Here is a 14,737-nt window from a genome sequence, read left to right on the forward strand (position 1 = left end):
AATGGTAGAGAAATTCAATATTAATGATTTAGATATTATATTAGATATTTGGTTAAATGGAAATTTAGATGCTCATAATTTTATAAATAAGAAATATTTTTATGATAATTTAGATTATGTAAAAGAAATATTACCTAAAAGTGAAATATATATTTTTAAAGAAGATAATATAATAAAAGGGTTTATTGGGTTAAATAAAGGATATATAGAAGGATTATTTATAAAAAGAGAATACAGAAATCAAGGTATTGGGAAAATACTTATTAGTAAGGCAAAAAGTCTTTATAATGTTTTAAGCTTAAGTGTATATAAAAAAAATAAAAAAGCTTTAGAATTTTATTTAAAACGAGGCTTTGAAATTAAAGAAAAACATATTGATGAAGATACAATGGAGTTAGAATTATTACTTAAATATAAAAAGATGTAGCATAAGCTACATCTTTTGTTTTAGTCTTCAAATAATTCTGTTGAAAGATATCTTTCTCCTGTATCAGGAAGTAATGCAACAATAGTTTTACCTTTATTTTCTTCTCTATTTGCAATGATTGTTGCTGCTTTAATTGCTGCGCCTGAAGAAATCCCGACAAGAATTCCATCGCTTTTTGCAACTTTTCTTGCGCTTTCAAAAGCTTCATCATTTTCAATGGTTATTATTTCATCATAAATATTTTTATCAAGAGTATTTGGAACGAAATTTGCACCTATACCTTGTATTTTATGAGCACCTGCTTTACCTTCAGTTAATACAGGTGATGACTTAGGTTCAACTGCAATAACTTTAATATTTGGATTTTTTTCTTTTAAATATTTACCAACTCCGCTTAAAGTTCCTCCAGTTCCTACACCTGCAACAAAGTAATCTATTTTTCCTTCAGTATCTTCGTAAATTTCAGGGCCTGTTGTATTATAATGCATTTTAGGATTTTCCATATTATCAAATTGGCTTGGAATAAAACTATCTTTTATTTCTTTTTGTAGTTCTTCTGCTTTTTCTATTGCACCTTTCATTCCTTTACTTCCGTCTGTAAGTACAATTTTTGCTCCATATGCTTTTAAAAGCTTTCTTCTTTCAATGCTCATTGTTTCCGGCATTGTTAAAATTGCTTTATATCCTTTTGCAGCTGCTATACTTGCAAGTCCAATACCAGTATTTCCGCTTGTTGGTTCAATTATTGTGCTTCCTTCTTTTAATAATCCTTCTTTTTCTGCATTTTCAATCATTGCTTTTGCAATTCTGTCTTTAACGCTTCCTGCAGGATTGAAAAATTCTATTTTGGCAAGAATATTTGCTTGTAAATTGTTTTCTTTTTCATAGTTTACAAGTTCCATTATTGGTGTTTTTCCAACAAGTTGTGTTATATTTTTATATACTTTCATTTTATCCTCCATAAAATAAATTATTTTTCTTATTTCCTATATGAATACTATGAAATAAATATATATAATATTAAATAAAAAGTCAAGTGAAAAATAAAAAAAAGCAGAAAATCTGCTTTTAAATACTATAGTTTAAATTTTCATCGCTATTTTTTATTAAATCTTCTAATGTAATACTGTTTACGTAATCTTCAATTACTTTATATAAGCCTTTCCAAAACTCTAAAGTTGCACAGGCTCCGCATCTTGTGCAGTTGTTTTTTTCATCTTCAAGGCATGCAATAGGGGCGAGACTTCCTTCAGTAACTCTTAAAATATCACCTACGGTATAATTTTTAGGTTCTTTTGAAAGTTTATATCCTCCTTTAGGTCCTCTTACACTAATTAAGTATTCTGCCCTGCAAAGTTGAGTTGTAATTTGTTCTAAATATTTGATTGAAATTTCTTGTCTTTTTGAAACTTCTTTTAATGTGATGTATTTACCATCGTAATTTTTTGCTAAATCTGTCATAAGTCTGAGTGCATATCTTCCTTTTGTAGAAATCTTCATATAAATACCTCTTTATAATAAAATAAGCTTTTTATAATATAACATAGTCATGTTTAAAAATCAAAGAAAAAAAGGATAAATTCTGTAAAAAAATAAAAAATCAAATGTTTGCATAAAATTTTGTTTAATATTATAATAATTAATATTTAGTATTTAGGGGGATATATGGAAAATACCAGAAATACAATTCAAAAGAAAATTATTTTTAATACGCTTAAAGACATAAATGGGCATCCTACGGCAAAAGAAGTTTATGAAACATTACATACTAAATATTCAACAATAAGCAGAGCAACAGTTTTTAGAGTTTTAAATAATTTAGCAAGCGCAGGGCATATAAATAAAATAAAAATATTGGATAGTTCTGATGTTTATGATTATATAACGGATGGACATCAACATATTATATGTACAAAATGTAATAGAATTTCCAATGTAAATATTTCATTTGATAAAAATATTAGTAGTGAAGTTGAAGAAGAAAGTAAATATAAAGTATTAAGTTATAACTTAGTTTTTAAAGGAGTATGTAGTGATTGTTTAGAAAAAGAAAAACATGAATAATTTTTTTATAATTATTTTTATATGAAATACATGTGAAAATATGTATCTTTTTTTATAAACAATATTTCAATTACAAGTTATCAAAGGTTTTATATAGCTTCATTATCGTTTCATTATATTTTCACATTTGAAAAATATAATATAAACAGTTCAAAGAAGGAGGTCATATATTATGGATGACAAAATTAATGATATGATGACAGATAATGAAGTTGATAATAAATTTGATTCTATAACAAATGATAATGCTAAAGAAAAAAAATTTTTTAAAAAGGAACATAAAAGCAATAAAAAGAGAAGAAATGCTGCTTTTGCTTTGATTGTTGTTGCAATGATGACTACTTCAACATGTTTAGGTTTTGTGGGAGGTGTTGTTGCAAATAAATACTTGGCTACAAATAAAGCTGATGGTGTTACCTCAACAGAAATTCCCGTAGCTTCAACATCGAGTGGTGACAGTACAGAAATGAATGTTTCTACTGTTGTAAAAGCTGTTCAAAGTTCAGTTGTTTCAATTGAATGCCAAAGTGAATCAGAAGCAAATAGATACAGTTTTGGAGAAAGTGCTACTACAACTTTTGCGGGAAGTGGTGTTATTATAACCAGTGATGGATATATTGCAACAAATAATCATGTAGTAGAAGGTGCAAGCAAAATTACTGTTACAACTGCAGACAGTAAATCTTATACAGCTAAACTTGTTGGTAGGGATGAGCAAACAGACATTGCCGTTTTAAAAATAGAAGCAACAGGATTAAAAAATGCGACTCTTGGTAAATCAAGCTCTCTTGAAGTTGGGGATGAAGTTGTTGCAATAGGTAATCCTTTGGGTGAACTTTCAGGAACCGTAACAAATGGTATTGTTTCTGCTTTAAACAGAGAGGTTACTATTGAAAATGAAACAATGAGTTTAATTCAAACAAACGCATCAATAAATGCCGGAAATTCTGGAGGTGGTTTGTTTGATAAAAACGGACTTCTTGTAGGTATTGTAAATGCAAAAGCTTCAGGTGAAAATGTTGAGGGGCTTGGCTTTGCAATTCCAATAGATACTGCAAAAGAAGTTATAGAACAGATAATGGATTATGGTTATGTTAAAGGCAGAGTTACAAGTGGTCTTACTCTAATAGATATTTTAGACAAACAAACTGCAATGCAATATGGAGTAAATGAACTTGGAGTATATATTTACAGTGTAGAGGAAGGTTCGAATGCTGAAAAAGCAGGATTGAAATCAGGATATATTGTAACAGCGGTAAATGATACAAAAGTTGAAAGTGCAAGTGTTTTTAAGGCAGTAATTAATAAATTAGAAGTTGGGGATACAATAAAAGTAACCGTTTCAAACGGTATTAATCAGGGAAGTGTAGAGTATAAGTTAACAGAAAAAACTAATTAATAAATACATGAATATTTCAAGATGAATTCACATATTTTACACATAACTTTGTTAACATTTTTATATAAGCAAAATGCTTATGGATATTCGTTTTAAACGAATAATTCCCTCTTTTAAAAATATGTAATCTAATATTACCGATGCATTTGCATCGGTAATATTAGTATATAAGGAAAATAATGTGATATAATATATTTAAAATTATGGGAGGATATTATGCCAAGGATATTAATTGTTGATGATGAACCTAAAATAGCAGAACTTATAAATAAATATGCTACTTTTGAAGGTTATGATACAGTAGAAGTTAATGATGGTATGAAAGCCATTGAGATATGTAAAAATGAAGATTTTGATATTATTGTAATGGATATAATGATGCCGGAACTTGATGGTTTTTCGGCTGTGAGAGAAATAAGAAAAGTTAAAGATACACCGGTTATTATGCTTTCTGCGAGAGGGGAAGAGTATGACAGAATTCATGGCTTTGAAGTAGGAGCTGATGATTATGTTGTAAAACCTTTTTCTCCTAAAGAGCTAATGATGAGGATTGAAGCAATATTAAAAAGAACTAGACCTCATAAAGATAAAGAAAAAAATGATGTAATTAACATAGATGGAATAAATATAGATTTAGCTGCAAGAATTGTTAAAGTTGAAGGTGAAGTTGTAAATTTAACTCCTAAAGAATATGACTTACTTACATTCCTCGTTGAAAATAGAGGGATTGCCCTTTCAAGAGAAAAGATTATTTCCACTGTTTGGGGATATGATTATTACGGTGATGACAGAACACTGGATACGCATATAAAACTCCTTAGAAAGAATTTGGGACCTTATTCTAATAAAATTGTAACTTTAAGAGGAGTTGGATATAGATTTGAAAAAGAAGACTGATTTAAGCTTAAAATGGCGTATGTTTAAGTATTTCGCCATATTTGTTGCAGTAGTACTAATTTTTTTATGGTTTTTTCAGATTGTTTTTTTAGATGCTACTTATAAATTTATAAAAACAAAAGAAATAAAGGAAGCAGCTTCAAAGATTTCTCAAAATTTCAATGAGCAATATATTGAAGAAATTGCATTATCGAAAGATTTTTGTGTTTTGATTTTAGATAGTTACGGTAATGAAGCTTTTTCTATAAAAACTTCATCAAAATGTACTATACATAAATTATCTCCACAAGGTATAGGATACTATGTTTCGAAAGCAATAGATAATAATGGAGAATTTTTGGAAAAATCTATGCTATCAAGGGAAGAAAAAGAATTTAGATTTGGCAATATTATTTTTTCAAAACCGGAAAGTATAGTTTATACAAAAATAGTAAATGTTGGGGATACTTTTTATGTAATGCTTCTTGATTCAACAATTTCTCCTATTAATGCAACAGTTTCAACTTTGAGGGCACAACTATTTTGGATAACAATAGGGCTTATAGTATTTGCGAGTATTTTAGCTTTTTGGATTTCCAAAAGAATTTCTTCTCCTATAGAAAAGATAACCGGTAAAGCAAGAGAGCTTGCAAAAGGTAATTATAAAGTAGAAGAATTTGATGGTGGATTTAAAGAAATAAATGAACTTGTTAGTACTCTTAATTATGCTGCATCAGAAATAGATAAAAATGAAGAATATAGAAGAGAACTTATTGCTAATGTTTCCCATGATTTACGAACACCTCTTACTATGATTATTGGTTATAGCGAGATGATCAGAGATTATCCTGATAAAACAAAAGCAGAAGATATTCAAACTATTATTGATGAAGCAAAGCGTTTAAGTAATCTTGTAAATGATACATTGGATATGGCTAAATATGAATCGGGAGCAGTAGAGCTAAATAAAACTACTTTTGATTTAACATTGGAAGTAAAAAATATTATATTAAGATTATCTACTTTTACTGATTATGATATAACCTTTAATTATGATAAGCATGTATATATTAATGCAGATGAACTTCAAATTTCACAGGTAATTTATAATTTACTTACAAATGCAATAAATTATACAGGTGAAGATAAAGTTATAAAAGTTAATCAGATTATTAATTCAAATACTGTAAAAATTGAAATTTCAGATACAGGAGAAGGTATACCAGAAGAAAAACTTCCAAATATATGGGAAAGATATTATAAAATAGATAAAACTCATAAACGTTCTGTTGTCGGAACAGGGCTTGGGCTTTCTATTGTAAAAACGATATTGTTAAGACATGGTGCAAGATTTGGTGTTAGAAGTCAGGTAGGAAAAGGAAGTACTTTCTGGTTTGAATTAAAAATAAAAGATAATAAGAATAAAGATAAGAAGGAATAAGCTAAGCTTATTCTTTCTTTTGTGTAACATATATTTTACAAAACATTGAATAATAGTATACTTTATGATATAATATAATGCAGAAAATTTATGGAGGGGTAATATGTCAGGACATTCTAAATGGTCAACAATTAAACATAAAAAAGCGAAAACAGACGCTCAAAAAGGTAAAATATATACAAAAATGGCAAAACTTATTGCAGTTGCAGCAAGAGAAGGTGGTTCAGATCCTGATCTAAATGCAAAATTAAAAGATGCAATTGCGAAAGCAAAATCAAACAATATGCCAAATGATAATATTGAAAGAGCTATCAAAAAAGGTGCCGGAGAGCTTGGAAACAGCGTATACGAACAAATCACATATGAAGGATATGGAATCGGTGGGGTTGCAGTTATTGTTGAAGCTTTAACAGACAATAAAAACAGAACTGCCGGAGATGTAAGATATTACTTTGATAAAAATGGTGGTAACTTAGGAACAACAGGATGCGTATCTTTTATGTTTGATAAAAAAGGAACAATTCTTGTAGATAATGACGGAAGTGTTGATGAAGAGGAACTTATGATGATTGCACTTGATAGTGGTGCAGAAGACTTTGATGTAAGTGATGATGGTTTTGAAATTACAACACAACCTGAAACTTTTTCAAAAGTATGTGATGCTTTAGAAGAAAATGGGATAAAAACATTATCAGCTGAAGTTGCTATGGTTCCTAAAAATTATACAAAGTTGGAAGATGAAGAACAAATTAAGAAATTTGAAAAAATGCTTGAAATGTTCGATGATAATGATGATGTACAAGATGTATATCATAATGCAGAACTTCCTGATGATTATGAATAATAATTTTATAAAGCCTTAAAAGATTTTTCTTATAAGGCTTTTTTATTTAATAGAATTAAACAAATTTTGTATTATATATGAATTATCAATTATCTAAATATAATTTATAATGTATAAATCAATTTATATTTAAAATATATTATCTATTAAGATATTAAACAAACTTTATGTAGTTTGTTTTTTTTATGTATAAAATTTCCGTATATGGCTAAAATATGAAATAACAAATATATCTGATAAGAGGTTGTTATGGAAAAATTAAGTAAACATAAAATTATGTTAATAGGATTTTTATTTTTAATATCATTCACTATTTTTTCTGCCTGCTCTTTTGCCGGTATGGAAATAACAAAATCTGATGGGAATCAAGTAAAAGGGAGCTTGGAAAATAATGAAGAAAATGTTATAACTACTACGACAACAAGTGTAACATTTAAGCGTTATTATACTAAAGTTGGTATCAAAAAAACAGAAACAGTAAATATAGAAGCTGGAAATGTAGGTTTAAATAAAAGCCAGTTTTTAGAAAAATATAAAGATTGGACGGTTGAAAGTTTTAATGCTGATTCAATTGTATTATCAAAAAATATAGATTCCTATCCTAAAGGTTATTATTTAATTACTGTTAATGAAGATACTCCTGAAGGGTATATTGTAGCTTATTCTTTTGATGACGATGGAAATAAAAGTATTGTAGAACAAACTCAAACTCCTATTGAATTATTAGACACTAATGCAGCTGAAGAAATAAAAAAAGGTATTGTGGTTCAAAGTGAAGAAGAGATGTATAATATATTACAAAACTATGCGGAGTAAGATGAAAATGAAAAGTAAAACAATGAAGAAAAAGACAAGAAAGAATAAGACAATGAAAAATAAAACAATGATTTTTATTATATTAATGTGTATTTTAATGACTACAGGTGTTTATTTTGTAAATATTTATGCCGGAAATTATGTTTATTATGGTTCACCTCCTTCTCAAGTTACTCCTGTACAGCAAAAACTAAAAAGATGGGGCTATTATGATGGAGCGGTAGACGGAAAATTTGGTTCACAAACGGAAAAGGCAGTTAAATATTTTCAAAGTAAAAATGGCTTAACCGTTGATGGCAAAGCAGGGAAGAGAACTTTGGAAAAAATGGGACTTTATAATTTATTATCTTCAAATTCTTCATCTTCTTATTATAACTTAAGCAGTAGTGAAATAAATTTAATAGCAAGAGCCGTAAACGGAGAGGCAAGAGGAGAACCTTACGAAGGGCAGGTTGCAGTTGCTGCCGTAATTTTAAACAGAGTAAAATCATCATCATTCCCTAATACAGTAAGCGAGGTTGTTTATCAAAATGGTGCATTTGATGCAGTTGCAGACGGACAAGTTAATTTAACTCCAAACACTTCTTGTATAAATGCTGTAAAGGATGCAATGAATGGCTGGGATCCTTCCGGAGGAGCTTTATATTATTATAATCCTAAAACAGCAACAAATGAGTGGATAAGAACAAGACCTATTATCAGAACAATAGGAAATCATGTTTTTTGTAAGTAGGTGAAAAAATGAAAAAAAATATTTTGATTGGATTTTTATTAATTACTGTAGTTACACTTGGTGTTTTTGCTTATTTTGAAACTAAAGACAGTAAAGTGTTGGCAAATAGTATAGAAAATAACTACGATAAGAGTTTAAATTCTCTTCTTGAAAGTTTTGAACAACTTAGTTCCCGACTTTCTAAAGTTAATGTAAGTAATGATGAGGAATTTATAAAAGAAGAGCTTATAAACTTATATGGACTTAATTTATCTATTAATGAAAATATAAACAATTTACCTATAAATCATAGTGCAGTTGTTGATGCAAGTGAATTTTTAAATAAAACGACAAACTATTATTACTCATTAATTACGACTGATAAAAAAATTACAAAGGAAAATAAAAAAGATATAAATGAAATATATGAAGCATGTGACAAAATATATCAAAAAATGGATGAAATGAACAGTGAAATACAATATGGCAAAGAAGGTTATGATTGGATTAAAAACAGTAATGTATTTATGGCAAATGAATATACAAAAATAGATAATACTTTTAAAGCTTTAAACGAAGAGGTAAATGAATATCCAACATTGATATTTGATGGTCCATTTTCTGATGCTATAAATCAAAATAAGAAAATATCATTATCAGATAAAATAATAACTAAAGATGAAGGTATAAAAATTGTAAAGGAACTTATAGGCAGTGATATAGAAGTAACTTATAATTCTGATATGAATTCAAGCATAGAATGTTTTGTATATTCCTATGAAATTTCTGATGTAAAATATTATGCATATGTTAGTAAAAGGGGAGGTAAAATAATAAGCATAAACAGTAATTATGATGCTGATGAAACTGCTAACAGGGTAGTAAGTATAAAGCAAGCAATTGAAATTGGAAAAGAATATATGAAAAAGATGGATATTGATAATATGGAAGAAAATTATTATGAAACAAATGGAAATGTTATTACCATAAATTATGCATATGAAACAAATGGAGTTACTTGTTATCCTGATTTAATAAAAGTAAAAGTAAGTCTAACAAATAAAAATGTTGTAGGATTTGAAGCAACAAATTATTATTCAAATCATAAACAAAGAACTTTTGATAAAGATATTTTAAGTAGCGAAGAAGTGTTAAGTTTGATTAATGAAGATTTTGAAATAACAAGAGTAAGACTTGCTGTTATACCAACAAGCACAGAAGAAGAAAAGTATTGTTATGAAATAAAAGGAAAAAATAATGATGAAATTTTTATAATATATATAAATGCTAAAACAGGACATGAAGAGGATATTATAAAAGTAATAGAAGCTGATGACAGTATTCTTACAATGTAATATTTTGTTGAAAAAGGTTTTTAAAGATGATATAATAAACCTTTAAATAGCAAGTCGTTTGATCGCTTTTATTTTAAAAGAGGAAAGTCCGAGCTCCATAGGGCAACGATGCCGGTTAACGGCCGGTTAGGGTAACCTAAAGGAAAGTGCAACAGAAAGGAAACCGCCTTTTAAAGGTAAGGGTGAAAGGGTGAGGTAAGAGCTCACAGGCAAATAGGTAACTATTTGGACGTGTAAACCCCATCGGGAGCAAGACCAAGAAATAACCAGACTTTATGTCAGGTGGCTGCCCGTCACTGGTTAGTGGTAGGTCGCTTGAACTTATTGGTAACAATAAGTCTAGATAGATGATCATTAAAACAGAACTCGGCTTATGAACTTGCTATAAAGAAACACCTTTTGGTGTTTCTTTTTTTGCAAAAGTACAAAATCATTTATTACTAATGTTAATTTTTTATTTTAGATTTTTTTTAATTATATTAAAAATATAATTAATTATAAAAACCTAAAATATTAAAGCATCTGTAAAAACAGATGCTTTATGTTTTATTTATAAAATCTGAAAGGTGAAACGACTGCTCTGTCAAAAGCTTTTCTTGCTTTTTTTAGTTTATCCATTTCATTATTGAATTCAACTTTAAATTCATCTGGAAGATTTGTATTTTTAAATGCTTCTTTCATTCTTGCCATTTTTTCAAGGTATCTGTCGAGTCTTATGGCAAATTGAGATTTGTATTCATCTTCTGTATAATCTTTATCAAGAGTTTCTTTAAATAATTTTTTTAAATCTTCATATAATGGAATATTTCCAATAGGTGTTTCAACTGCATCATAATCTCCGTGAATTCTGCCTTCAGCCCAAAGTAACCATACTTTTTTATCAAGTTTTCCATTTAAGAAATTGCCATCAATATCTTTTAAGAAATAGTTTGTTGCATATATTCTTGGAACATGTTTTAATTTTCTTCCAAATTCAAAATGTTTTTCAATAAATTGTTTGAAAGGTACTGAAATAAAGTCACAAGTTGCAAGAGGGTCATGAGTTCTTACACCTTCTTTTCCAATTGAAGCCATTGTAGTTTCTGATTCAATGATGCTTCCTGTTACCATACCTTGATTCCAAGATGATGATTCAGCTATTGGAACTGTTGTATGAGCATCTCTTCCTCCGAATATCATTGCATCAAGAAGAACCCCTTCTTTATTATTTAGATTTTCATCTGCATTAGCAAGTTCTTCTATTTTCATTGTATATCTTGCATTCTTACTTGATGGAATTATTCCGTATTCTTTTTTCCATTCTCCGCTATGGTTAAATCCTTCTTCAGGAAGTTCAACTCCCATTTTATCCCAATATGTTTTACCGTCACTTACAAGTGTATTAGAGAAAATTACTTCTCTTGGAGTTGTTAATGCATCAAATATAACAGGATCATCTTTACCATTTATTTCGTTTATTATTCCAAATATACCTTGTTCTACATTTACGGCTTTTGGGTTTCCGTCTATATTTCTTATATATGTTATATCGTCACCTACAATACTTTGTCCTGAAATCATAGCTGTACTTGTTTTACCACATCCAGAAGGGAAAGCTCCTGCCATATATGTTTTTCTTCCATCTTTTCCGTGTACTCCCATTAAAAACATATGTTCAGCTAACCAATCTTCGTCCATTGCTTTTTTTATTGCAAGTCTGAAACATAATTTTTTTAATCCTAAACTGTTTCCTGCGTATTGGTTATTACAAGTATATACAGTATTATTATTTATATCTATGTAAATTCTTCTTTTATCAATATTTTTAGTAACGCCGTTTACTAATTCTCCTGCACTATGAATTAAATAGAAAAAGTCATTGCTGCCGTTTAAATTTTTAAAATCTGAATAACCTTGTCTATATAAAAGATTTTCGCTGTGTACTACATAAGCAGAATCTGTTATTTGTAAAGCTGGGATAGAGAAAATTGAATTGCTTGGTCCTAGGCAATAGAATGCAACGTACATTTCTTTGCCTTTCATCATTCCATCCATAATTGAGTATATTTCTTTAAGTCCGCTGTCTCTGTTTGTCCAGTTTATATCAAGTCCCCAGTTAACTTCTTTATCAAGTAAATATTTTGTGTTTACCTTGTCTCTTGCTTGGTCAAGTGGTGAATCAAAATGATATGTATGCCCATCAAGATTTAAAGGTGTTTCTTCTCCGTTTTTTACTGAAATTTCTTTAATATAATTCTGATCTTCAATACTGTCTGTTAAAACAGTAACTTTATCCGGTTTTAATAGTGAAACCATATTTATTACTTTTTGCATAACATATGGATTTTTTAATTCTTCAAGTTTTTTTAGATTTTCAACGCTAATAATATCTTTCATAGTTGTCTCCTTCTTCTTTAATTGTTAAACGTATACACCACATATAAATAATTTACTACAAATTTGATTTTTTTTCAAGATAAGATTATTTATATATTTCAAATTAAAAAAGGAAAAGTTATATTTATTGATAAAAAAAGGCTTTTAATGTATAATAATTTAATTGTAAAAATAAAATTAAGGAGTTTAAAGTGTCTATATTTAGAAAATTTATTAGTTATTATAAACCTTATAAAAAACTATTTTATCTTGATATGTTTTTTGCATTTATTGTTTCGATAGTTGATTTGGCTTTCCCTCAAATTTTAAAATATTTGACAGGTGGGCTTTTTACTTTAGGGAAAGAAACAATACTTAAATATATATGGTTAGTAGCGATTTTAATGTTAATTATGTATATTGTAAGAACATACGGAGAATTTTTTATTACATCTTGGGGACATATTATGGGTGCAAATATGGAAAGTAATATGCGTCAAGATTTGTTTGATAAATATCAAAGATTATCTTTTTCCTACTATGATGAAAACAATACAGGGGATATGATGTCCAAACTTGTATCAGATTTATTTGATATTTCTGAACTGGCACATCATGGACCGGAAAATATTTTTATATCTACCTTTAAAATTGTAGGTTCATTTATTTTCCTTTTATTTATAAATATTCCTCTAACTTTAATTTTAATATTAATAACTTTTAGCATGCTTGTTTTTTGTTTGTATTTAAATAGAAAAATGCAAGCTACTTTTACCGATAATAGAAAAAAAATTGCAGGTGTAAATTCAGCTGTTCAAGATAGTTTGGCAGGTATAAGGGTTGTAAAGTCCTTTGCAAACGAAGAAATAGAACATGATAAATTTGATTATAGTAACAGACTTTTCTTATCTTCAAAAACTGCACAATATAAAATTATGGGTAAATATCATGCCGGTACATCTTTTTTTAAAGGACTTTTATATCTTGCTGTTATAGTTTTTGGAGGATTATTTGTAGCTTATGGAAATATGAATGCTGCCGATCTTGCTGTATATGCTTTATATATAGGTATATTTATTACTCCTGTGGAAGTTCTTATAAACTTTACGGAACAATTCCAAAAAGGATATGCAGGGTTTAAAAGATTTTTAGAAGTAATTGAACTTAATCCTGACATAAAAGACAGTAAAAATGCAGTGGAACTTAAAGATGTTGAGGGAAATATTACTTTTAAAAATGTTTCTTTTTCATATGAACAAAATAATAAAGTGTTAAGTAATATTAATATCAATATTGAAAAAGGGAAGACTGTTGCATTAGTTGGACCGTCGGGAGGAGGAAAAACAACTCTTTGTTCTTTGATTCCAAGATTTTATGATGTTGACAGTGGTGAAATTTTAATTGATAATAAAAATATAAAAGATGTAACTTTAAAATCCCTTAGAAGTTCAATCGGTGTTGTTCAACAAGATGTATATATGTTTGGCGGAAGCATAAAGGAAAATATTGCTTATGGTAAGCCTGGAGCAAGTGATGAAGAAATAATAGAAGCTGCAAAAAATGCAAATATTCATGATTTTATTATGAGTCTTGATGATGGATATGACACTTATGTAGGGGAAAGAGGTACAAGACTTTCAGGAGGTCAAAAACAGAGAATATCAATTGCAAGAGTATTTCTTAAAAATCCTGAAATACTTATACTTGATGAAGCAACTTCTGCTCTTGATAATGAAAGTGAAAGACATATTCAATTATCTCTTGAAAAACTTTCTAAAGACAGAACAACGCTTGTTATTGCTCACAGATTAAGTACTATAAAAAATGCTGATGAAATAATTGTTATTGTAAACGGCAGAACCACAGAAAGAGGAAATCATGTGGATTTAATGAAGAAAAATGGATTATATGCTAAATATTACAATATGCAGTTTGACGGGCTTGAAAAATTTGATATATATGGGTAAAAAAGGCACTGTATAGTGCCTTTTTTAATCCTTTTTTATTATAAATTTTTTTGAAAAATTTTCTAATGGGTCTATAGTATATTTGATTAATGTATCTCTTGAAAAAATAAACACTAATATTAATGTTGTTATAAGAGCAATAATAAAAGCTAACATTATCATAGAAACTTGTCCCGTTTTTACTAAAGGATTTAAAATATGATATCTTATTGGTAATGTAAAAAAACCATGGAAAAAATATATACTTAAAGAATTTTTTCCTAGCTTTGTTAGAATATTATTTTTATTATTTACTAAAGAAGCAATAATATAAATTAATAAAAATGATAATAAGTAATAAAAAATATCATATATAACAAAGTAACGTTTTCTTGAAAAAAACATATCAAGATTAACATCGCCCATAGAAAATAGTGCTACATCAAAATTATTAATATTATTTTTTAATGTAATAAACAATGGTATAAATAAAATAAATAAT

General features: G+C 28.1%; 13 protein-coding genes, 1 other RNA gene and 1 pseudogene. 11 read left to right on the forward strand and 4 right to left on the reverse strand.

Features of this window, described 5'->3' with window-relative positions; genetic code table 11:
* Positions 1–427 (forward strand): GNAT family N-acetyltransferase (locus FGQ49_RS08810; protein ID WP_138269501.1); only part of this gene is annotated, 427 nt, incomplete at its 5' end.
* A 20-nt stretch (positions 428–447) separates the two neighbouring features.
* On the opposite strand, the gene cysK is transcribed toward FGQ49_RS08810, so the two are convergent.
* Both cysK and FGQ49_RS08820 read right to left on the reverse strand, forming a co-directional pair.
* Positions 448–1,377 carry a cysteine synthase A gene (cysK, locus tag FGQ49_RS08815; RefSeq protein ID WP_138269502.1) on the reverse strand — a complete coding sequence of 310 codons (930 nt, stop codon included), beginning with the start codon at positions 1,375–1,377 and terminating at the stop codon, positions 448–450.
* 118 nt (positions 1,378–1,495) lie between these two features.
* On the reverse strand, positions 1,496–1,927 hold the full coding sequence (locus FGQ49_RS08820; RefSeq protein WP_138269503.1) for an RrF2 family transcriptional regulator: 432 nt from the start codon (positions 1,925–1,927) through the stop codon (positions 1,496–1,498).
* 165 nt (positions 1,928–2,092) lie between these two features.
* On the opposite strand from FGQ49_RS08820, the gene FGQ49_RS08825 reads away from it, so the two are divergent.
* The 9 genes from FGQ49_RS08825 to rnpB all read left to right on the forward strand — a co-directional run bounded on the left by FGQ49_RS08825 (position 2,093) and on the right by rnpB (position 10,324).
* On the forward strand, positions 2,093–2,491 hold the full coding sequence (locus FGQ49_RS08825; RefSeq protein ID WP_138269504.1) for a Fur family transcriptional regulator: 399 nt from the start codon (positions 2,093–2,095) through the stop codon (positions 2,489–2,491).
* A gap of 172 nt (positions 2,492–2,663) precedes the next feature.
* Complete coding sequence (locus FGQ49_RS08830) at positions 2,664–3,890, forward strand: S1C family serine protease (protein WP_138269505.1); 1,227 nt, start codon at positions 2,664–2,666, stop codon at positions 3,888–3,890.
* Between the two features lie 216 nt (positions 3,891–4,106).
* Positions 4,107–4,787: a response regulator transcription factor gene (locus FGQ49_RS08835; protein ID WP_138269506.1), complete on the forward strand. Its 681-nt coding sequence runs from the start codon at positions 4,107–4,109 to the stop codon at positions 4,785–4,787.
* Positions 4,771–6,207 (forward strand): sensor histidine kinase, encoded by a 1,437-nt coding sequence (locus tag FGQ49_RS08840; RefSeq protein WP_243112247.1) that lies wholly within the window; start codon positions 4,771–4,773, stop codon positions 6,205–6,207. Before FGQ49_RS08835 ends, FGQ49_RS08840 begins: the two co-directional genes overlap by 17 nt.
* Positions 6,208–6,310: 103 nt before the next feature.
* Positions 6,311–7,051 (forward strand): YebC/PmpR family DNA-binding transcriptional regulator, encoded by a 741-nt coding sequence (locus FGQ49_RS08845; protein ID WP_138269507.1) that lies wholly within the window; start codon positions 6,311–6,313, stop codon positions 7,049–7,051.
* A gap of 249 nt (positions 7,052–7,300) precedes the next feature.
* Complete coding sequence (locus FGQ49_RS08850; protein WP_138269508.1) at positions 7,301–7,867, forward strand: hypothetical protein; 567 nt, start codon at positions 7,301–7,303, stop codon at positions 7,865–7,867.
* Between the two features lie 7 nt (positions 7,868–7,874).
* Positions 7,875–8,600 (forward strand): spore cortex-lytic enzyme, encoded by a 726-nt coding sequence (gene sleB, locus FGQ49_RS08855; protein ID WP_243112248.1) that lies wholly within the window; start codon positions 7,875–7,877, stop codon positions 8,598–8,600.
* Positions 8,601–8,608: 8 nt separating this feature from the next.
* Positions 8,609–9,934 (forward strand): PepSY1/2 domain-containing protein, encoded by a 1,326-nt coding sequence (locus FGQ49_RS08860; protein ID WP_138269509.1) that lies wholly within the window; start codon positions 8,609–8,611, stop codon positions 9,932–9,934.
* Between the two features lie 46 nt (positions 9,935–9,980).
* An RNA gene (gene rnpB, locus FGQ49_RS08865) (RNase P RNA component class A) lies at positions 9,981–10,324 on the forward strand.
* 156 nt (positions 10,325–10,480) lie between these two features.
* Here the strand turns inward: rnpB and FGQ49_RS08870 are convergent.
* A complete protein-coding gene (locus FGQ49_RS08870; protein WP_138269510.1) occupies positions 10,481–12,310 on the reverse strand; it encodes a phosphoenolpyruvate carboxykinase (GTP) in 1,830 nt (609 codons plus the stop codon).
* Positions 12,311–12,501: 191 nt separating this feature from the next.
* Here FGQ49_RS08870 and FGQ49_RS08875 point away from each other — a divergent pair, with 191 nt between their 5' ends.
* On the forward strand, positions 12,502–14,256 hold the full coding sequence (locus FGQ49_RS08875; protein ID WP_138269511.1) for an ABC transporter ATP-binding protein: 1,755 nt from the start codon (positions 12,502–12,504) through the stop codon (positions 14,254–14,256).
* Positions 14,257–14,280: 24 nt separating this feature from the next.
* On the opposite strand, the pseudogene FGQ49_RS10415 reads toward FGQ49_RS08875, so the two are convergent.
* Positions 14,281–14,737: pseudogene (locus FGQ49_RS10415) on the reverse strand (hypothetical protein); the annotation flags it as partial.

It is taken from the genome of Anaerofustis stercorihominis (genome assembly GCF_005844425.1).
In the GTDB taxonomy this organism is placed as follows: Bacteria; Bacillota; Clostridia; order Eubacteriales; family Anaerofustaceae; genus Anaerofustis; species Anaerofustis butyriciformans.